The sequence below is a fragment of the Paenibacillus sp. FSL H8-0537 genome, assembly GCF_038051995.1.
Lineage (GTDB): Bacteria > Bacillota > Bacilli > Paenibacillales > Paenibacillaceae > Pristimantibacillus.
This window is the reverse complement of record NZ_CP150290.1, coordinates 2,212,125-2,232,924: the sequence shown is the minus strand read 5'-3', so window position 1 is coordinate 2,232,924 and position 20,800 is coordinate 2,212,125. Positions and strand designations below refer to the sequence as shown.

Annotated in this window: 12 protein-coding genes; 3 read left to right on the top strand and 9 right to left on the bottom strand. The window is 49.4% G+C overall.

Annotated features, from left to right (window positions below; translation table 11 throughout):
- Positions 1-23: 23 nt before the first annotated feature.
- The 5 genes from MHB80_RS09415 to MHB80_RS09395 all read right to left on the bottom strand — a co-directional run bounded on the left by MHB80_RS09415 (position 24) and on the right by MHB80_RS09395 (position 6,706).
- On the bottom strand, positions 24-1,643 hold the full coding sequence (locus MHB80_RS09415) for a response regulator (RefSeq protein WP_341281889.1): 1,620 nt from the start codon (positions 1,641-1,643) through the stop codon (positions 24-26).
- Positions 1,640-3,451 carry a sensor histidine kinase gene (locus tag MHB80_RS09410; protein WP_341281888.1) on the bottom strand — a complete coding sequence of 604 codons (1,812 nt, stop codon included), beginning with the start codon at positions 3,449-3,451 and terminating at the stop codon, positions 1,640-1,642. Before MHB80_RS09410 ends, MHB80_RS09415 begins: the two co-directional genes overlap by 4 nt.
- Before the next feature lie 38 nt (positions 3,452-3,489).
- Positions 3,490-4,332 (bottom strand): carbohydrate ABC transporter permease, encoded by an 843-nt coding sequence (locus tag MHB80_RS09405; RefSeq protein ID WP_341281887.1) that lies wholly within the window; start codon positions 4,330-4,332, stop codon positions 3,490-3,492.
- Positions 4,333-4,335: 3 nt separating this feature from the next.
- A complete protein-coding gene (locus tag MHB80_RS09400) occupies positions 4,336-5,265 on the bottom strand; it encodes a sugar ABC transporter permease (RefSeq protein WP_341282921.1) in 930 nt (309 codons plus the stop codon).
- 97 nt (positions 5,266-5,362) lie between these two features.
- A complete protein-coding gene (locus MHB80_RS09395; protein ID WP_341281886.1) occupies positions 5,363-6,706 on the bottom strand; it encodes an extracellular solute-binding protein in 1,344 nt (447 codons plus the stop codon).
- A 597-nt stretch (positions 6,707-7,303) separates the two neighbouring features.
- Here MHB80_RS09395 and MHB80_RS09390 point away from each other — a divergent pair.
- Complete coding sequence (locus MHB80_RS09390) at positions 7,304-7,999, top strand: uracil-DNA glycosylase (protein ID WP_341281885.1); 696 nt, start codon at positions 7,304-7,306, stop codon at positions 7,997-7,999.
- A gap of 371 nt (positions 8,000-8,370) precedes the next feature.
- Positions 8,371-9,431 (top strand): IS630 family transposase gene (locus MHB80_RS09385; protein WP_341282878.1). Its coding sequence is split into 2 segments (ribosomal slippage): positions 8,371-8,868 and positions 8,871-9,431, totalling 1,059 coding nucleotides; the frame shifts between segments, so codons are not numbered across the junction.
- A 112-nt stretch (positions 9,432-9,543) separates the two neighbouring features.
- On the opposite strand, the gene MHB80_RS09380 is transcribed toward MHB80_RS09385, so the two are convergent.
- The gene (locus MHB80_RS09380; protein ID WP_341281884.1) at positions 9,544-14,139 is read right to left on the bottom strand and encodes an S-layer homology domain-containing protein; all 4,596 of its coding nucleotides are present in this window, start codon (positions 14,137-14,139) and stop codon (positions 9,544-9,546) included.
- Between the two features lie 532 nt (positions 14,140-14,671).
- Here MHB80_RS09380 and MHB80_RS09375 point away from each other — a divergent pair.
- Positions 14,672-14,845 (top strand): hypothetical protein, encoded by a 174-nt coding sequence (locus MHB80_RS09375; protein WP_341281883.1) that lies wholly within the window; start codon positions 14,672-14,674, stop codon positions 14,843-14,845.
- Between the two features lie 66 nt (positions 14,846-14,911).
- On the opposite strand, the gene MHB80_RS09370 is transcribed toward MHB80_RS09375, so the two are convergent.
- From MHB80_RS09370 to MHB80_RS09360, 3 genes are all read right to left on the bottom strand, one after another.
- Positions 14,912-15,088, bottom strand: a complete 177-nt coding sequence (locus tag MHB80_RS09370; protein ID WP_341281882.1) for a hypothetical protein — start codon at positions 15,086-15,088, stop codon at positions 14,912-14,914.
- A 228-nt stretch (positions 15,089-15,316) separates the two neighbouring features.
- A complete protein-coding gene (locus MHB80_RS09365; RefSeq protein ID WP_341281881.1) occupies positions 15,317-16,444 on the bottom strand; it encodes a response regulator in 1,128 nt (375 codons plus the stop codon).
- 16 nt (positions 16,445-16,460) lie between these two features.
- On the bottom strand, positions 16,461-19,550 hold the full coding sequence (locus MHB80_RS09360) for an ATP-binding protein (RefSeq protein WP_341281880.1): 3,090 nt from the start codon (positions 19,548-19,550) through the stop codon (positions 16,461-16,463).
- Positions 19,551-20,800 lie beyond the last annotated feature (1,250 nt).

Below are 20,800 nucleotides of genomic sequence, written 5' to 3'. Positions count from 1 at the left end.
TTTAGGTAACACACCCTATCCCCTCACATCCGAAAATAATCCGAAGGGCTTTTGCCCGTGCTCATTTTGAACACTTGGCTGAAATAGGTTGGATTATTGAAGCCGACCATTTCGCTGACCTCGTACACCATATGATGGCCCGACTGCAAATAGTCGATAGCTTTATGAATACGGTAATCATTCAAATAATGCACAAAGTTTTGCCCTGTTACCCGCTTAAACAGCTGGCTTAAATATTTCGGGTGCACGAACAGCTCCTTGGCAATGGCCGCAAAGCTGATTTCCTGGCTGAAATTCGCCGCAACATACTGCTTCACGCTATCGACAAGCCGATTGCTTTTTCGGCCGGAAATTTCCTGCGCCGCGCTTCGCAGCCATTCCTCTACCAGCTCATTCATCCAGCGCGTTAGGGCACCAAGCGTCAAATGCTGCTGGATGCCCTGTAAAAATTGCGACAGCGTGCGCGGCGGCTGATGCTGGGTGAACGCCTCATTCCAGAAAAAAGTCAGCGAGCTGAACAAGCCGACACATATCGTCTGAATATCCGTGAGCGAACCGCTCGCTTCCTTTTGCAGCTGATTATGAATCGCTTCCCACTGGTGGGCTGCCCGCTCCAAATCCTTGCCTGTCAGCGCCTCATTCCACTGCTTAAGCAGCGGCGCATATTGGTCATACGTCGTATCCAGCTGTGCCCATTCGGCATAAGGATACACCTGGCTTGTACCCTGAAATTCCGCCGCCTCCAGCGCCACGCGGCTTTCCAAATACGAATCGATCAGCTCATGCAGGCTGCTTCGCACCGAACCAATGCCTGCGGTAGCCTCCAGCTTGAGCAGCGCCGTTATTTTCTCCGTCAAGCTGTAGGCGAGCTCCTCGCATGCCTGATACAGCTCGTCCTCCTGCGCCTGCTCCGACAGCAGGACCAGCACGAACAGCCGATCGGAGTAATCGATCGCGTAGCCGTAGATTTGAGTGCCAGCCAGTTTGCCTTCCAGCATTTCGCGAATGATGTTGTTCGCACCAAATTTGAGCAGCTGCCAGTCTCGCTCCTTCAGCTTCGTAAGCAGCGCGGGGCGCGTCAGCTGCAAGCTCACCGCGGCCACCTGCTTTGGAGAAGGAATGTTCAAATAAGCAAGCCGCTCCTCATGCAGCTCATGCGGCTGATAGCGCGTCGTCAGCAGCTCGGTGAACAAGCGCTCGCGCAAATACGGCAGCAGCCGGTCAAGCTCCAGCTTGTAATGCTCCTCCAGCCGCAGCTTCTCCGCCTGCAAATCCAGCTCGCCCATAATTTCAGCGAGCACGCCTTCGATTTCCGCCACAGCAGCGGGCTTCAGCAAAAAATGATGCACGCCCCAGCGCATCGCCTGCCGCGCATTTTCAAACTCATCGAAGCCGCTCAAAATAACGATCGGCAAGCTAGCATCCTCCTGCCGCAGCGCTTCGACAAGCGCAAGCCCGTTCATCTGCGGCATATTCACATCGGTAATGACGAGATCCGGTTTAAGCTCGCGGTAGCTCGCCAGCGCCTGCAAGCCATTCGCAGCCGTTCCAGCAATGCGCAGCCCCAGCTTCTCCCAGCCCACATGCCGCGTCAGCGCCGCAATAATATGCGGCTCATCGTCTACAAGAAGCACTGATTTCATCCTTTTTCACCGTCCAGCAACCGTTTTAATTGGTCTTCCGTTTCAATAATCGGCAGCTTCACTGTCACCTTCACGCCTCCCTGCTCACTATTTGCGAGCTGCAGGCCATATAAAGGTCCGCAGTAAAGCTGCAAGCGCGTATGCACATTGCGAATGCCGATGCCTGTCGCCTTGTCCATATGCCAATCATCGGGCAAGCCTCGTCCATTGTCAGTCAGGCTCATTTCCAAATAAGGCGCTTGCCCCGGCACCTGCTGCTCGCGAATATCCAGAGAGAGTGCCAGCTCCGACGTGTTGTCCGCAGGACAGCCATGAATGACTGCGTTCTCAATAAGCGGCTGCAAAATAATTTTCGGTATATAATAGCCGCGTATTTGCGGATCTAACACCCGCTCGGTATAAGCGATCGGGAACGTCATCCGCTCCTGCTGAATGCTGAGATAGCAGCGGGCATGCTCCAGCTCATCGCGCACGCGGATGAACAGCTTGCCTCCGCTCAGGCCAATGCGCAGCAGCTTGCCGAGCTGCGTAATCATAAAGCTGATATCCTCAGCTTTATAATCGAGCGCCCGCCAGTGGATCATATCGAGCGTATTATACAGAAAATGCGGCTTAATCTGCGCCTCCAGCAAGCTCGTCTGGGCATCGCGCTTCGCCTTGCTCTCCGTCTTCACATCGTCCATCGACTCTTTCAGGCGCGACACCATATGGTTAAAGCTGTAGGAAAGCTGCGCATATTCCTCGGTGAACGCGCTCGTCGCTTTCGCTTGGAAGTCGCCGCGCTCCAGCCGCTTCATCTCCGCCATCAATCGGCGCAGCGGCTTGATGATGCTTTTTACAAACCAATAGGTCAATATAGCGGACAGCAATAAGCTTAATATTCCGATGCCCAGCACATACCAGCCCGCCTCATAGGTAGTCGCCAGCAGCGTTCTGGTCGGAATCGTCTGTACTAGCCGCCACTGCACCGAGCTAGGCTTGGAGAACACGACCAAATACGATTGATCGTCTCTGCGCAGCAGCTCATATCCATCACTGAGCGTTTTCGAGCGGTCACCCAGCCATCCGGCATCGAGAATGACCTCCTCGCCCTCCACCTGCGAGTCGTTCACCTTCACAATAATGTTGCCCGCCGTATCCACGACGAGCACCTGCCCCTCCAGCACCATCGGCACATCGGCAAAATTGCGCAATACATCCTGCTGCGACATGCTGATGACCAGATAGCCCATCGTCCGCCCCTTGCTGTCGAACATATGCTGGGCATACCCAATCAACGACTTCGAGGAAGCGTTTTCTTCTTCCGGAATCCAAATAGCGTCCGCCTTCTCCAAAGCGGAAAACCATTTTTGATCGGCGAGCTTGCTCACCGGAAATACTAGATCCGTAGAATTATAGGGCACATCGTTAAAATTATCACTGTAAATTTCAATCGAGCTGATGCCGGGATTGACGACGAGTGTATGATGCAGCAAGTCGGAAATTTCCCGCCGTTTAATGAGCATGTCATATTTGGATTTGGCTCCCGCCTCCAGCTTGTCCTTCACCTCTTTATTGCTGACGACAGAATAAGCTGTATTCGTCATATTCGTCATAAAATCAAAGCCGCGATTCGTGCTTTCATTCAGCAGCGCCAGCCGCGCCTTGCTAATTTCGCTAAAGGTCACATTCGAGAAGGAGCGGTAGGACAGCCAAATAATCGCCAGCAAAAACAACAGGTTTAACAGCACGAAGCAAGCGACCATCAAAGTGGACAGCTTGCTTCTACGCAATATGGATTGCCGTAAAGAAAAATCGATCGTACGCATCGTTTGTCATCACCCTGACCGTTTGGAGTAAGTGAAGCTTACCCTTTAATGCCGGAGGTCGCAATACCTTCTACAAAGTATTTTTGACAGATGATGAAAATAATAAAGCAAGGCAGCAGCGACAGCACCGACATCGCAAACATCGGACCCCAGTCAGATTGCGAGCTGGAATCGAGGAACAGCCGCAGACCGAGCGGAACCGTGAACTTCGATACATCGCTCAAATAAATCAATTGGCTGAAAAAGTCATCCCATGTCCAAAGGAAGGTGAAAATCGTCGTCGTAATGAGCGCTGGTACCGCGAGCGGCAGAATGATGCGCCAGTAAATTTGAATGAGTCCGCAGCCGTCAATCGTCGCCGCTTCATCGAGCTCCTTGGGCAAGCCGCGAATAAACTGCACCGTTAGAAAAATAAAGAACCCATCGGTCGCCAGCCATTTTGGCGCGATCAGCGGCAGGAAGCTGTTGACCCAGCCGAGCTGATTGAACAATATATATTGCGGAATGAGCGTCACATGATGCGGCAGCATAATGGTCAGCAGCATCAGTCCGAAGGCGAGTGCCTTGAAGCGGAAGCTGAGACGGGAGAAGGCATACGCCGCCATAGAGCAGGACAGCACATTGCCGATTACCGCGCCGATGGACACAATCATCGAATTTCCAAGAAAATGTGAGAATGGATTGCCTTGAATCCCGTTCCAGCCTGCAAAATAATTGCCCCAAACCCATTCCTGCGGCCAAATGCCAATTTCAGAAAAAATAACATTGTTCGGCTTAAAGGAGCTTCCGACCAACCACAGCACCGGATACAGCATGACGAAGGCGATGAGCAAAATCGCCAAATGCCTGAGCCAAGCTGTTCTACGCAGCGTATCCACCATCGTCTATTTCCCCCCGTCCTCGTAATGCACCCAGCCTCTGCTGGAGCGGAATATGATAAAGGTGAAGCAGCCGATAATAAGCAGCAGCACCCAGGCCATCGCCGAAGCGTAGCCCATTTGGAAGAAAGCAAAGCCTTTTTTGTACAAATAAAGCGAATACATGAGCGTTGAATTCAGTGGACCGCCGGTGCCATTGCTGATGACGAAAGCCTGTGTAAACGATTGGAACGACGTAATGATTTGCATGACGAGATTAAAGAAAATGACCGGCGTCAAAATCGGCAGCGTAATGTTAAAAAACTGGCGAATTTTTCCCGCTCCATCCACGGATGAAGCTTCGTAATAATCGGACGGAATTTGCTTAAGCCCCGATAGGAAAATAATCATGGAGGAGCCAAACTGCCATACCGAGAGCAATACGATCGAATACAGTGCATATTTAGGGTTCGCGACCCAATCTGGTGCGTGAATGCCTACCTTCAGCAGCACCTGATTGAGGAGACCGTCGCCGCCGAGCATTTTCCGCCATAACATCGAAATCGCAATGCTGCCCCCGAGCAAGGAGGGAATATAATAGATGGTCCGATAAATGCCCAGACCCTTGATTCCTTTGTTAAGCAGCAGCGCAACGCCAAGAGCAAAAATCAGCTTGAGCGGCACCGATGCGAATACATATGTGAAAGTAACCTTAAGCGACGTTCCAAACAGCTTATCCGATGTGAGCATTTCCGTATAATTGCTGAGTCCCACCCAATTGGGGCTTGCCAGAATGCTGTAATCCGTTAGTGAAAAATACAGCGACGCCAGCACCGGGCCCAGCGTCAGGCAAATCAGGCCGATGAGCCATGGCGCTAGAAAAAGCAAGGCGGCGCGATTATGCTGGCTGGCTGCCGATCGTTTCGCCCGTTTGCTGCTTTTTGTCGGCTTCGTCATAGATGGTGCTGTCATCGCGGATTCCCCTCTTCCCTTAATTCCAGCGGAGCTGCCGCTTTTTGCAGGCAGCTCCGCTGGCTCTTATTCATTTTTTCTATTATTTGCTTTTGCTGAGCGCCGCATTGGCACTAGTCATAAATTCGTCGATGTTGCTGCCAAGCTCGCCTTGAGCGAACGCCATTTGCTCGCTGAGCGTTTTAAAGCTTTTGTCCACTTCCGAGTAGCCTTGCGGATACGGCGGATCAATGTCGCTTTTGTCTTTGGATACCGTGTCTACGAAGTTAAAAATCATTTTGTCGGTATCGGACAGCGTCGTTGCCATTTGCTCCCGAATTTCTGAATTTACCGGCACCCCGCGCTCCGAGCCAAGAATCGCTGTCGCTTCTGGATCATTGACGAGGAAATCGATAACCATTGCGACCTCTTTCGGATGGTCCGTCTTGGAATAGCCGGAGAGGAATTGGCCTGGCTTGAGGTATTCCCCGCTTTTTGCTTCACCTGCCGAATGCGGCAGCACTTGAATTTTAAGCTGGTCGGTTGAATCCTTCAGCGCTTTCTGGAAGGCAATAATTTGGTTGGACCAGATAAAGTCCATCGCTCCTGTGCCCAAAGCGAGCGGGCGTGTTTCGAGCGCATTCGTCATCGCAGCCGTTGCTTCTGGTGAAGTAATGCTGCCGCTGCCGCGCATATCCTGCCACAGCGTAAACCATTTCGTGAAGTCCTCTTTCGTCGCGCCAAGCTGCCCATCCTTGAACAAGCTGCGGCCGCTTTGGCGAACCATAATTTCAAAAATGTTGAACGTTCCGGAGTTGTCAGCCGAGCCGACAAAAGCATCTCCCTTCGCCTCTCTAATTTGTTTGGCGATTTTGGCGAAGTCCTCCCACGTCCAGCTTGTGTCCGGGTCTGCAATATTCAGCTCTTGGAACACCTTCGAGCTGTATACAACGCCAGGTGCATTCACCCCGAGCGTGATCGCATAAAGCTTGTCATTCACGGTACCCGCTTTGATCATGCTCGGATCATGCTTGTCAATTTTCAGGTCGCCGCTTTGCGTATACGTATCCAAATCAAGCAGTGCATCACGGTTTGCGTAGTCAGTAAGGAAGGCGTAATCCATTTGAATGAGGTCAGGCGCGTTTGCTCCAGCCACCTGTGTGGACAGCTTATCGAAATAACCGTCCCATCCAGAATATTCCGGCTTAATCACAATGTCAGGATGTTTTTGCTGGAACAGCTCAAGCGCTTTAATGGTCAGATCATGACGGGTTTGCGAGCCCCACCAGGTCATTCTCAATTCGACCTTTTTGGTGCTGCCGCTACCGCTGCTGCTATCTGTGCTTGCTTCAGCCCCCGGCTGGTTATTGCTTCCTTGTGCCGAGCATCCCCCAAAGATAAGCGACAGGGAAAGGAGCGTTACAATACCAATCTTGTTTTTAATCATGCTTGACCTCCTGTGACCATTCTTTTTTGTAAGTGCTTACAAAACCTATTGTAGACGATTTTTACGCAACAAAGAATTAACTATAGTAATCTAAATCATCAAAAAGGTAATGCCCCTTTCCCAGATATCCTGCTAGGACGTGTATGCAAAGGAAAACGAGCCTGCTCCAAATTGTGTATATACGTACTGAAAGGCAGCTTCATACTCTTCGTTTCAGAGCGGTGCTCACCGCGCAAAGATAGATTTCGTGGACACAGCAGCCGTTATTTCATCAAAATCACGGGTTATAGCACTAGTGGCGGACTCAGGTGCAGCTATTGTGCTGCCAAAAGCTGTTTTGATGGGATGAGGAGAATAATAAAGGATTTCCTGTCCGCGGACGGTCCGAAATCGAAGCAAGAGCCAAAATAGCGGAAGCTCAGTCCGTCAAAAAAGGAGAAGGACGCGACCCCAGCTGTGCAGCTTCAGCAGCAGGGTTATCTTCAACAGGGGCACAGCCACAATTGCGTGCTGCGGTTCCTTCAAGCCTGGCTATTTTTATGCATCTTTTCATTTATGCTAGAATAAGAATCATACGCAAATAAGGAGGATTTTACCTTGGCGACTATTTTTCATAATGATTGGGCGGAGCTGTTGAACGCCGAGCTTGCGGAGCCCTATTACCGGGAAATGCGCTCTCATCTCGCCCAGCAATACCGTACGACTATCATTTATCCCAATATGCATCATATTTATAATGCCCTTCATTATACATCGTTTGAAAATACGCGGGTCGTCATTTTGGGACAGGACCCCTATCATGGCGCTAACCAGGCGCATGGCCTCAGCTTCTCTGTCCAGCCGGGCGTGCGCATTCCTCCATCGCTGCAAAATATATATCAGGAGCTCGCCAGTGATCTTGGCTGCACGCCTCCCGCCCACGGCTATCTCGCTTCTTGGGCCAAGCAGGGAGTGCTGCTGCTCAATGCCGTGCTAACCGTAAGAGCGGGCAGCGCGGGCTCGCATCAAGGCATCGGCTGGGAGCGGTTTACCGACCGGATCATTGAAGCGCTGAACGAACGGGAGCAGCCCATCGTATTTATACTGTGGGGCAAGCATGCTCAAGATAAGGCATCCCGCATAGACCGCTCTCGGCATCACCTGATTGCTTCTCCCCATCCAAGCCCTTATTCAGCGGAGCGCGGATTTTTCGGGAGCAAGCCCTTTTCCCGCGCCAACGCCTTCCTTCACAGCATCGGCAGCGAGGCCATTGACTGGCAGCTGCCTATGACGGCGGAGCAGCTCGAACGTTAGCCTTTTTTCCAGCACAACGAACAACAGCATCAGGACCACCAACACCACCCCCCAAAAAAATAAGCCAAAAAACAACAAGCCAAAAAACACAAAACAGGCGCTCGTCCGGCCGTAAAGCGAGATGGAGCGCCTGCTTGCGATCATCCTACTATTTCTGCTTAGCATCAATAACCGCCTTCATATAGACAGCAAAATCAGCAGCGCAGCGCAAATTACCACTACCAGCAACAGCTGGGTTCCGCAGCCTACGTTCATCTCCCCATCCCCACCCCTTCAACCGATTTAAGCTATATAAGTTGAACTAAAGGAATTCATTTCCACACTGTCGAATATAAGAAACATAACTTAAAAGCGATGGTGAAATCATGGAAATGACACAAGCGTTAACTGAAATTGAATCCTTAATGAAAAAAGAAAAAGAGCGACGAATGTTTGAGCGTTATCAAGCTATTGTTCTGTATTTGAAAGGGAAGAATGCAAAAGAAATCGCAGAGATCATAGGCAGAACGGAACGAACGGTCTATAAATATATGCGTGCGTACCGCGAAGCAGGTGTAACTGGACTGCAAATCCACTATTCAACAGGAGCGCCAGAGCGGCTGACCAAAGAACAACAGGAGCAACTGAAAGCGACGATCGTCTCCTCGGTTCCACACGAAGTAGGCTTTGAAAGTAAATACAGCTGGACGCTCTACCTTATTGGCCAATATATCAAGCGGGAGTTCGGTCCGTCCTATTCGCTTCGTGGCATTTCCAAAATGGCACACCGCCTTGGGCTCAGCTACACCAAACCCACGTATACGTTAGCTGCTGCGGATGAAGCCAAGCAACAGGTCTTTACAGAAGAGACGTTTCCTGCTTTGAAAAAAGACTAATGAACGAAGACATTGCTCATTTACTCTTCGAAGACGAGTCCATGATCCGGGATTACCAAGCGCTTCAGCATACATGGTTTCTCAAAGGCAAGCAACGCAACATCCAGACCACAGGCAAACATCGCGGCGTCAAATTGTTGGCTGTACTGGATTATACGACGGGTCAAATTCTCTGGAAAGAAGATGAGCAGTATAACGCAGAGACATTTCTATCGTTTCTACAAATGGTGGTCGAAGCGTATCCCAAAGGAAAGATGGTTATGGTACTGGACAATGCTCGCATTCATCATGCGAAATTGCTTCAACCCTTTCTGGAAGATCACAAAGAGCGTCTTGAATTGGTTTTCTTACCACCGTATAGTCCGCAATTGAACCTGGTGGAGGGACTTTGGAAATGGCTGAAATCGGATGTTATTAACAACGTGTTTTTCCATACCGTCTCAGAGATCCGCAAAAAAGTTGCTGCGTTTATGCAAAACATAGCTCTCGATACTCAGACGATTATTGATCGTCTTTGTCTTCGTTTAGAAGACGATCAACTCACTGAATATATCTAGTTCAACTTATATAGTTTGAAAATAAAGAAAAAGGCTGCGCATCGCTACGCAGCCTCCTCTACTATTCTACAGTCCATTTCCGGTTTCCTGTTATTTCCTGTTAGCTGTCTGCTTAATTATTCGTCCCAAGCAGCGCGTTAATGACAACCGCCGCTTGTGCCCGCGTTGCATGGCTCTTCGGCTCGAAGCTGCCATTGCCTGTTCCTTTAATGATGCCTGCACTTTGCATCGCATCTACTGCCTGCTTCGCATAGCTGGATATCGCCGAGCTGTCTTTGAAATCACTTGGCTGTCCTTGTGCATACAGCTTCAGCTCAAGCTTCTGAATAACGCGATGGGCCATAACAGCCATATCCTCACGCGTAATTTCATCATTAAAGCCAAAAGTGCCATTTGCTTTGCCTTCAACAATGCCTAGCTCCTGCGCGCTGGCCACTGAGCTGTAATACCAGCTGCCTGGCTGCACATCGCTAAACGTGCTTGCTGCATCTGCCTGCTCCAAATCGAACGTTTGCAGCAGCATTTTCAGAAACTGGGCACGCGTGACTTGCTGATCCGGCTTAAAGGCTTGATTGCCCATGCCATTAATAATGCCTCTGGCAGCGAGCGATTCAATGCTGTCCTTCGCCCATGCTACACGTTCAATATCATTAAATTGAATATTGACGTGAGCTGCTGCATATTTGCTGAAATGCTCTGGTTTAAAGGTGACGTGCCCTGCTGCCGCCTCGTATTTTCCATTTTTCACAATTTGCATTTCGCCATTATCGTCAATGTAATAGACGACCACTTTATTCGGACTCTCTCCTGCTTGCAGACTGTAGTCCAATGCAACTTTAACACCACCTGCAAAAGAAGTAATCGCTTTGCCATCAATCGTCAATGTCAAATCATAAACTTTTGCATCCCCCAGTTGTGCTTTCGCCTCGGCGGAAAGCTTGCTTATATCGGCCTCAGCAGCGGATATTTCAAGCTTCCCAGCTCCTGCTTCAATTTGCCTCGAAAGCCAAGCCGTATCTAGCGTTATGCTCGCCAAACCCAAATTCAATTCCACTTGGCTTACCTGTTTGCCAGATGCCGCTTTCAGCGCCTGCGCTGGAAGCGTTACTTGAACGGAGCTTGCCGCACCCGTTGGCACAGCGGTGATCGCAAGCTTTTTGCCTGCTGCATCGTCCAGCCCTTTCGAGAGCTCAGCCGCAGTCATTTCAGCCGATGCTTTGCCGCCAGTGTCTACCGTAACGACCGGCTTAAGCACCACATTGGCAGGAGCCGGAGTTGACGTCGGGGGAGTCGTTGCACCCGTTCCGCTTGATCCCGAGCCCGCTCCGGGGTTCACAGTTCCAGCAGCAGAAATCGTCACGACGAGCTCGCCGCTCACGCCCGAACCGTCATTTGCTGTCGCTGTAACTTTTACTTTGCCTGCCGCGACTGCTGACAGCAAGCCATTTGCATTAATCGTTGCAAGCGTTGTTGGCGAGCCAGCTTCACCTGCAACGGCCCACGTTACGGCTTTGTTTGTTGCCGCCGCTGGCAAAAATACCGGGCTCAGTTGCAGCTGCTGCCCCGCCGTCACCTCTTGCGAAGGAGCGGAAATGCTAAGGCTCGTCGCTGCAATGGCATTTGTACGAATGTTCGGCCGTTCAGGCATTTCCATATCTGTCCCTAGATAGAAGCTCGTATGTGGCGGCTGGTTGTAGCCCGTATTTTGCCATGCGATGCCAAGTCTGTAGACAGGATCATGCATTAGCGTATGAATCCGATGCTCGGTGACAGCTGTCGTTGTATAAATGCGCAGCGCGCTGCTGTCTTCCGTCCGCAGCACCACCTCTTCGCGCCAGTCTCCGAATAGATCAGCCTGCAGGTTCGGATTGCCTTTCGTATCATTAATCGAATAAGTGCCTGAGAAGGTTTCCAAATTCACGAGTGCTTCGTTTTCATAATCCCACTTGTCAATTTTTGGAACGCCAACGCGCGGATCACCTAGCCAATTATGATCAAGCAGCTCGCGGCTGAGGTCGCCATCCCACCAAATGGCAAAGTTGGACGTTGGAATGCTCGCGGACAGCTTCTCACCCTTGGCGTTAAACAGCCCGCCTGTCGTACTGTTCCAGGCACCGTCGATTGCCCATGATTCCGCGCCTTTATGCCTTGGATCGATATCTGCCGACAAACCGCGTCCAGCATCAATGCCGAGCTGCAGCTGCCCCCATAAAACACGGCCTGTTCGTGCATCCTTCATATCGTAGGAATATTTAACGGCGGTATCCTCTTGCACCGCAAACAATTCCAGTCCCAGACGGTCCGGGTTCAGATTGCTCAGATGCATCGCATCGCCATGGCCGAGCTTAGAGCTCCACAGCCCGTCTCCGTTATCGTCAATAGCTGCCGCGCCTGTAATAATTTCATCCCGGCCATCATTATCCACATCAGCAACGCTAAGCTGGTGATTGCCTTGGCCGTAATAATCTTCATTGCCTGGCGTTTTGGAATCGAACGTCCACACCTTCGTCAGTTCGCCATCCCGATAGTTATAGGCGACAAGCACCATCCGCGTGTAATAGCCACGCTGCATCACGATGCTCGGACGCTCGCCGTCGAGATAGGCAATCGCCGCAAGGAAACGGTCAACGCGATTGCCGTAGGCATCGCCCCAATCCGCAACATTGCCCCGCTCCGGCTCATAAGCATCCGTTGCCAGCGCTTTGCCTGTCGCACCTTCAAACACCGTATGGAACTCCGGTCCGGTCAAAATATATCCGCTGGCGTTGCGGTGATCCGCATTGGCATCGCCAATGACGACGCCGCTTCCGTCAATCGTGCCATCCGCTGTGCGGAACGTCACCTCGGCTTTGCCGTCACCATCCAAATCGTAGACCATAATGTCGAGATAGTGGGCGCCTGCCCGCATATTTTTGCCTAAATCCATTCGCCACAGACGTGTGCCGTCGAGCTTGTAAGCATCAACATACACATTGCCCGTGTAGCCAGCCTGCGAGTTATCCTTCGCATTGCTTGGCATCCAGCTCATTATAATTTCGTATTGCCCGTCTCCGTCCAAATCGCCAACGGATGCGTCATTCGCCGAATACGTATAAGCTACGCCATCTGGGGTTACCCCGCCTTCCGGCTTCTCAAGCGGAATATTCAAGTAGTTTGTATCCCACACGTCAACCGTTTCCGATTGCGTCTGCTCCACTCCGCCGATAATGGCCCGCACATTATACGTTGAACTGCTGCTGCCGTTCACATCCGTATAGTTGGTGCTGCCTGTAATTGGCGTGCTGTTCAGCTTCACGCCGTCGCGGTACAGGTTGAATGCGATATCCTCCGCATCGGTGCCCAGCAGGCGCCAGCCTACGTACACATGATCGGTTTCCTTCACCGCAACGAGGCCGCGGTCCAGTGCTTCCATTTGGCGAGGAGCCAGCTTAATCGGCGTTTCACTAATTGCTATGCCGCTTGACTCGCTAACCGCTTCTCCCACATATTCATAAGCGCCTTTGACCACGAATGAATAGGTCGTTCCATTCGACAGCCCTGCTATAGTCGAAATGTATTTGCCCGCAGGCACCGTATCGACTCGTGTCAAGGAAGTGTCTTCATTTTTCAAATAAACGCGAGTTTCCTTAAAAGCTGGGTCCTGAGGCTGCTCCCAGCCGATTTTGACCGTTTCATCATGCGCTTCACTGACAACATACGTCACATTAGGTGACTTTTCCAGCTTATTGACTTTCACTTTGTACGTACGGCTAATATCCGTATAGGCGGACGAGGTTACCGATACGCCAAATTCCGTCTCGTCGCTCGTCAAAGGAATGGTACTCTTCTGTCCACTGGCAATCGCACCCGCATCCAATTTTAATCCAACCAATCCAGCGTTGCTTGCCGTTGGTGTTACATCCACCGATGCAGCTGAATACGGCACCTCTACCGAATAATCGTACACACCCGGATCAAACGGTGGATTAAGCACAGGAGCAAAGTCGCTTGAGCCTAGTACTAAGCCAGCCAGCTTCACGTCAAGCGCGGTTACACGCACATTCGCCACATTGATTTGGCCGCCATTCGGATTGACATAGAAGCCAAAGCTGCTGATCCGTTCCCGGTTGCTGTAAAAAGCGGACGGCCAGTTTACCGTCGCGTTCGTCGCCAAATCGGTAACGCTTACATTATACTGCTTGCTTGGCACATTAAATACCATTTTGAAACGGTACCAATGCGTCACATCATACGCAAGCTGCTTATCTACAGCTGCATTATGCTGCTTGATGACACCAGCATCAAGCTGGTAGCGGGCAGCGGCAGCATTGGTTGCGTTCACCTTGCCATCCATGACCCATAGCGAGCCGCCTTTACCCGTTGGCAGGTTGACATCAAATTCAACGATTAAGCCGCCGCTTTCACCGGCAAAACGTTGGCCGATATAAGAGGAGCCGGTCGATTCATTCGTAATCGCTCCATAAGTAGAACCTGTAACAGAATCCTGCTTGACTACAAAAGCTGGAGCAGCACCTTCCTTTGTCCAAGTGTTACCGCTTCCAATTGTTAGATCGCCAAGCGCATAGCTGCTGAAATCATCGGATACCAGCACCGAATCAGCTGCTGCTGCAGGCATAGAAAAGGCTGGGACTAAGAGAGTGAGTGCTAAAAGACATGACAGGAACTTCGACATTGCTGCAGTTCCTTTCCCCTTCTTGCGCATTCGCATTACCGTTATTACCTCCCTGAAATTAGGTTTGTACTCCGTCTTTCTCCTGAGGGTCCATCATCTCCCCCGCAGAAATAAAGCGCTTTCCAAAATAGGCAAATCTGCCAAGTGTAAACGACTGTCGCCATCCTCTGGCGGCAAAGCTACCGTTTCGAGGGTGAAATATAAGCCCATTATAAGGGTGATACTTATACATGCTTATATTTTAAAACACACTCGGTACTCCTGCCTGTATGGTGAATACTTCTCCAATTATAGGGAATTTTCCGAAATAAACCACGCCAAAAAACAGAGCTGTTTGATTAAAAACTAGACATTTTATCCAAACGTATAAACGTTTTTATCTGTATTGTACCCGTTTCAAACTCATTCTACGGTGTGTATGCATACGCAAGCGAGCTGGATTCCGATAGAAGTCAGCGTTCAAACGTCTTCCCTCTACTACAGGGAATGGCACAACTCATCTATACGGAAAATGTGAACCTGCTTACCAAACGGCAACTTCTTGATGCACTTTTCAGGGGCTTGCTCCTTGTACGAAGACACAAAGGTAGACTTGGTGGACACAGCTCGGAGGACGCAACTCGGAGGACGCAACTCGGAGGACACAGCAGCCGCTATTTCAACCAAATCACTGGTTTTGGCACAGGCTGCGGACTCAGGAGCCGCTAATGCGCTGCCCATCGTCATTTTGAGAGGATTATGAAGGCAATAGCGAATCTCCTGTCCGCTCAAGGTCCGAAATGGGATCAAAATCCAGAATAGCGGAACCTCAGTCCGCCAAAAAAGGAACGAGCTTCCAAGGCTGCGTGATCTCAGCAACAGTATTCTCAACAACAGTATTCTCAACAACAGTAGTGTCAGCCACATTGCTATCTGCAACTGTGTTCTCTGCATCTGTGTTCTCTGCATCTGTGTTCTCTGCATCTGTGTTCTCTGCAACACTCACATGCTGCAGCTCCTTAAGCCTTGAATGGTCAGAGGAGATTAGCCTACATTGGCTTAGAATAGGCACTAAGCATGGAGCAGCAGGAAGGGCCACACGTTTGCATGCACATCCTAGTACATCCTAGTATAAATTTCAAAAAAGCGGCCCAGCCGCTCAGCCATTCGCAAAAAGAAAGGCAAAGCCAGCTAAACCGCCAATTTATTTTATTTTATTTTAATTTAATTTAATTTATATAGCGCCTTTAAGCTGCTTTATCACATGCTTCGTCTCTGGCTCCGGCTCACAATTTAAGTCTTCGAGAAGCAATCGTGCAAAATCGTCATAATAGAGGACAAGTGCCTCCTGTTCGCCCAGCTGGCCCAACAGCTTTAAAACCTGCCGGCATAGCTCATCCGAGTAAGGCTCCTGCTCATGCAGCAGCAGCAGTCTCTTAAGCGCATCCTGCTCATGCCCAGCGTTCATCTCATAGTGGATAAGACTGCGAACAAACCGCACATATTTCGCTCTAAGCTCATCCCTGCGCTGCCGAGCCCATAGAAAATCATGCTCTTCAAAATAGTCCCCAGCATAAAGGCTGAGCGTCTGCTCCGCCGCAATACGCTGCTGCTCCGTATCAATTACGCGAATCGCGGCAACTCCCAGCTCAAACTGCTCGACATCCAGCTTTAATCCATTGCTCGTCAGACGATAGCTGTCAAGCGCAAACTCAACGAGCGCCTCTACTTTCCAATCTTTCATCAGCTTGCGAATTTGATAGACGGACGTATGGAGCAGCATCATCGCTTTCTCATAATCCGAATCGGGCCATAGCGTGTCAAGAAGCTGCTGCTTGGCGACCCATTGATCTTTATAATGCAGTAAAAAAGCAAACAGCTCCTGCGCTTTCAGCGTCCGCAGCCGGAGGCTCGTATTCGTTTTTCCATCGTCATGAAACGCCAGCCGCTTGAAGCAGAGCACCTGCCTGCCTGGCAGCGGCTGATTCTCCGGCTTGCCCCGACTGTAATCCTCCATAATGCGGGTAATCGTCTTCTTAAACCGCTCAGGATGTACGGGCTTCAGCAAATAATCGAGCGCATTGTGCTCAAACGCTTCAATCGCATATTCCGAATAGGCCGTTATGTATACGATACGGATATCCGGGTTAATGCTGCGGATATGCTCCGCCGCCTCAAGCCCATTCAGGCCCGGCATATTAATGTCCAGAAAGACGATCTGGGCGGGCGTGTTCCGCACATCCTGAATGCCATCTCTGGCCGAGGTGAATTTTGCTGCCACCTGTAAGCGTCCGTCCCGCTCGAACAACCATTCAATGTGAGCGAGCGCCGGCTTTTCATCATCAATTAAAATGACTCTCATCGCCATCGACTCCCTTTCATAGTTCGTTATACGTGCCTGCTCGCAGCTCTTTCGGATAGCGGAAGCTTACCTCCGCTCCGTGCTGCCGCTGTCCATCAATGACCAAACCGCTGCCGTACAAATTAATCAGCCTTTGATGAATGTTGCTCAAGCCTACGCGTCCCGTCCCTTTGTCCGAAAGCACCTGCGATAATCGTTCCGTGGAAAAGCCTACACCATCGTCCTCTACAAGAACCATAATACAGTTATCCACTTCAGAAATTTTCAGCTTAATGGTGCCGCCTTCTTCTTTTTTCATGACGCCGTGATTAACCGCATTTTCCACAATCGGCTGAATGGTCAGCGGAGGTATAAGCGCAAGCTCATCGCAGCTAATTTCGTATTCAATTTTAAGCCTTTCATCAAAACGCGCCTTTTCCAGCGTCAAATAGGACTTAACCAGCTCCAGCTCACGTTCGATCGTCGTCATTTTATCGCGATTATGGAAATCAAAGCTGCTGCGCAAAAACTGGCTTAACTCAATCAGCAGCTCCATTGCTTTATACGGATCTACCGGACAAATCGCTATAATCGTATTCAAGGCATTATATAAAAAATGAGGCTTGATTTGCGCCTGTAAAAATGCCATTTCCGCCTGTACGGCCAGCTTAACCGACTTGCGGAGTGCCAGCAGCGTTTGAACCCGGGCACGCAGCTCGCCTGCATCAACGGGCTTGCCAACATAATCGTTGACCCCTGCTTCAAAGCCGAGCTTAATGTCCTCTGGCTTCGTTCTGGCCGTGAGCAGCAGCACCGGCAGCTCAGACAGCAGGAAGCGCTCGCGGATTTTGCGGCAAAGCTCAATGCCCGACATTTTCGGCATCATCCAGTCCGTAATGACCAAATCATATTTGGCCGGAGCAGCAAGCGCCTCTTCAAGCGCTTCATCCCCGCTTCTTACCGCCGTTACCTCGCAGCGTTCGATGGAAAGCAAATTAATGAGCACCTGCAAATTAATCGGATCATCGTCAACGACGAGTACGCGGAATTCAGCAGCGGGCGGCGGTATATTCAGCATAGCCGTAAGCTCGATTGCGGCGGCCTGCTCCTGATAGGGGATATCAGCCTCGTCTGTTTGCTGGCCTTGTGCGATTGGTATTGTAAAGCTGAACGTAGTCCCTTTTCCTGCAATAGAATGGACGCTAATGGTTCCCCCGCCCAGCTCCACAAGCTGCTTCGTAATGCGCAGTCCGAAGCCCGAGCCTTGAAAGCCCGCCAGTGCAGCCTTTGCTTTACGTTCAGAAAGAAAAATCGTTTCCAGCTGCTCAGGCGACATGCCCATTCCCGTATCCGAAATGTCCACCCTTACCTTATTTGCCTGCGTCACCGCACTAATTGTAATTTTCCCTTGAATGGTCGCCTTCGCTGCATTGCCCAGCAAGTTGTACAAAATTTGCCGCAGCCGATCCTCATCCGCATCCAGCAAAGGCAAATTGGCGGGCAGCCGCTGCTGAATCTGCACCTGCTTGTCGATGAGCAGATGCTCCACAACCTCCACGACCGCATGAAGCACAGGCTGAAAATAAATTTTTCGCTTCGCCAGCTTCATCACACCGCCCCTCAGCTCCGCGAATTCCAAAATATCCTGAATAAGGGCGGACAGCTGCTTGCCGGTCGAGACAATCATCGATAAATGCTCCGCCTGCTTCGTATTGTTCAGCGGCCCGGCAGCGCCTTCCAGCATGGAGGCTGCCATATTAATAATGCCGTGCAGCGGCGTCCTCAGCTCGTGCGAGGTCATCGTCATAAATTCATCCTTGAGCCCATCAAGCGTCAGCAGCTTCTCTGACAGCTGCTCCACCTCGCGAATTGATTTCGTAAAGCGTTTCGCGAACAAGCCCGCGTGGGCGAACACAAACAGCAGCATTTCGAAGGAAATGAGCATGGTGCTTTCCAAAAATCCGTAGGCCCGCATCATGGAAGCAAGCATCATCATGACGATGCTCTGAAGACTTAAAAACCAGTAGGGATCCGTATACGCTTTGCGTCCTACCCCGCGGATAATGACATAAATATAATAAACGATCATCAACAAGCCTTGAGCCATAATTAATACTTCCAGCTTCGATATAAATAATGGCGTCGCAATGAGCTCCAGCAAAATGGTGATGCTCGCAAGCCATTTCAAGAACCGCATCACTTTGGGATGAACGATGCCTGGCAGCATTTCATTCACGATGCATAATAAAAAATAATACACAAACACCGATGAGATTGGCTGCAGCTTCAGCACGAAGGAATACGGCAGATCAGGAAGCAGCTGGGAAATGAGCCGTTCCCCTTGGGTCATCATAAAAATCATGGACGAGAGGCAAAAAAGCCCGAGAAACATCAGCCCCTTCTCCTGTTTTCTAAGCGCATATAACAGCAAGCAAAATAAACCTGGAATCAAAAATCCGGCAATCGTCAGCACCCCTAGCAAAATATCCATCTCACGGTTTTTGATAATGGTGTGCTGCTCTCCGAAGGTAATGGAATAAATAATGCCGCCTGTAGCATAGCTGTAGTTTGCCACCTGCACAATGAGCTCGACCGAATCGCCCGCAACGGTGCCAAGACCAATATAAGGCACATTGTTCTGAACGCCATCGTACTCATTTGCAGCTGGGGCACCACTGGCGCCAATCATTTGATTGTTTAAATAAATGCGATTGGCCATGCGAATGTTTGAGGTATAAACCCCATATATTTCTCGCAAATGGCTGGGAAGCTGAATTTTCAAGCGATAAGTGCCGTAGCCAATGCCCGCCCTACTTCCTTCTCCAGACAAATAATCATTCCATTTACCCGGCACATTCACCAGCTTGCTCGGTGGAGCCTGCTCCTGCGGCATCTGGCTAGCTATGACAAAATCTTTTGGAGTCAGCAGCTGGCCAGGATAAAACTCCCACTCGCCATCCAGCTTCACTGCCCCCTTTTCTACAAAACTCCAGTTACTCAAGTCCAACACGCCATTTACAGCACGCACATCCTGTTTATCTGCAACATTATGGAAAATAAGCGCGAAAATTGTGCCCATAATTCCTATTATCATCAGGAACATGCCCATATTCTTTCGATTAAGCATTCATAGTCTCTCCCCGCAGCGTTACGATGTCTCTTATGTATCGTCTATACGATGTAAAAGCCTGCTGAGTCGCACTCACCAGGCACTGCTTTTTCATGCAAGCTATCGTTATCGTTTATATCTTCTATTATAACTTCTATTCTGAACCTTTTCTGAACATATTTCGGCTATATTACCTTATTGCTTACTGAAAATCCTACTTATGATTACCTACACATGAGCGAACACGGTTGTAATCCTGAATCAATTGAAGACTGATGTACTAAGAACAGATCAGCCTGTGAACAATCGTACCTCATAAAGAATTATCGCTTCTCTACACTGATTCATAAACACTCAGCATTGATCCTACGACTGGGGTTGCTGCTTGTTTGTTCGTTTTTCACTTAAATGCAACAAGATTCTTCAAACTTTTATTCTCATATCCGACTGTGCATAGTCTATCATGGTAAGAACAAACTTATTTTGCTTAATGCTACGCCCGAGCAACTAATTCAATCTAACAAATCAGCGCTTCGATTTAATTTAATACTATCTTAGAGTTTAGCTCGAGTTGGTTTGCAGTAATTTACAATAAAAAGCACCCTATCGTTTTCATCGGTTGGAACTGACCCATAACATGAGACAAATTAAAGCACCTTTAAGAAAAGAAAGCGTCGAGGACTTTGTGTATATGAATTAACCAGTAGATGGTACATAAGGAAGTCCTCGATTTTCGGATTGATGTGCGTAGCAACTCCACTAGTAGAAGTTTTCATTTTTTCTATTTACACATCATATTTTACACTTTCTTTTCAAATCATTTTAGATAAATAACTTGAAATGTTTGACGAACGAAACGACTAATGATTAAATATAAATATATCAATGTCACTTTCAATTCTCATATTATAGAATATATTATATATGGAGGTGTAAAAATGGGTTTAGAAGGGTTTTTAAAGATGATATCAGGAGTTGCGTGGATAGTTGTCTTTTGGATAGTTGTTATTTTAATTATTTTATTCCTATATAATAAATTCATTAGAAGGAAATAGTTTGTTTAAAAGCACTCTTCGACGAGCATCCTTCTACTTATTATTTTTGAAAATAAGTTTGCATATAAAGGGAATTTGAAAATCTTTTGTTAACATACCTTTGACACTACATTTGCTATTGCAATACCCAAAAATAATAAAGTGTAATCTCAGGCTAAATGCTTTACCGAACTAAACAACGTAGTCCGCTACTCTCACCTGCTTAAAGTCCTA

Bases quoted from the DNA above. Each gene is read 5' to 3' on its own strand.
- MHB80_RS09415 (WP_341281889.1), bottom strand. From the start codon at position 1,643: ATGAAATCAGTGCTTCTTGTAGACGATGAGCCGCATATTATTGCGGCG.
- MHB80_RS09410 (WP_341281888.1), bottom strand. From the start codon at position 3,451: ATGCGTACGATCGATTTTTCTTTACGGCAATCCATATTGCGTAGAAGC.
- MHB80_RS09405 (WP_341281887.1), bottom strand. From the start codon at position 4,332: ATGGTGGATACGCTGCGTAGAACAGCTTGGCTCAGGCATTTGGCGATT.
- MHB80_RS09400 (WP_341282921.1), bottom strand. From the start codon at position 5,265: ATGACGAAGCCGACAAAAAGCAGCAAACGGGCGAAACGATCGGCAGCC.
- MHB80_RS09395 (WP_341281886.1), bottom strand. From the start codon at position 6,706: ATGATTAAAAACAAGATTGGTATTGTAACGCTCCTTTCCCTGTCGCTT.
- MHB80_RS09380 (WP_341281884.1), bottom strand. From the start codon at position 14,139: ATGCGAATGCGCAAGAAGGGGAAAGGAACTGCAGCAATGTCGAAGTTC.
- MHB80_RS09365 (WP_341281881.1), bottom strand. From the start codon at position 16,444: ATGAGAGTCATTTTAATTGATGATGAAAAGCCGGCGCTCGCTCACATT.
- MHB80_RS09360 (WP_341281880.1), bottom strand. From the start codon at position 19,550: ATGCTTAATCGAAAGAATATGGGCATGTTCCTGATGATAATAGGAATT.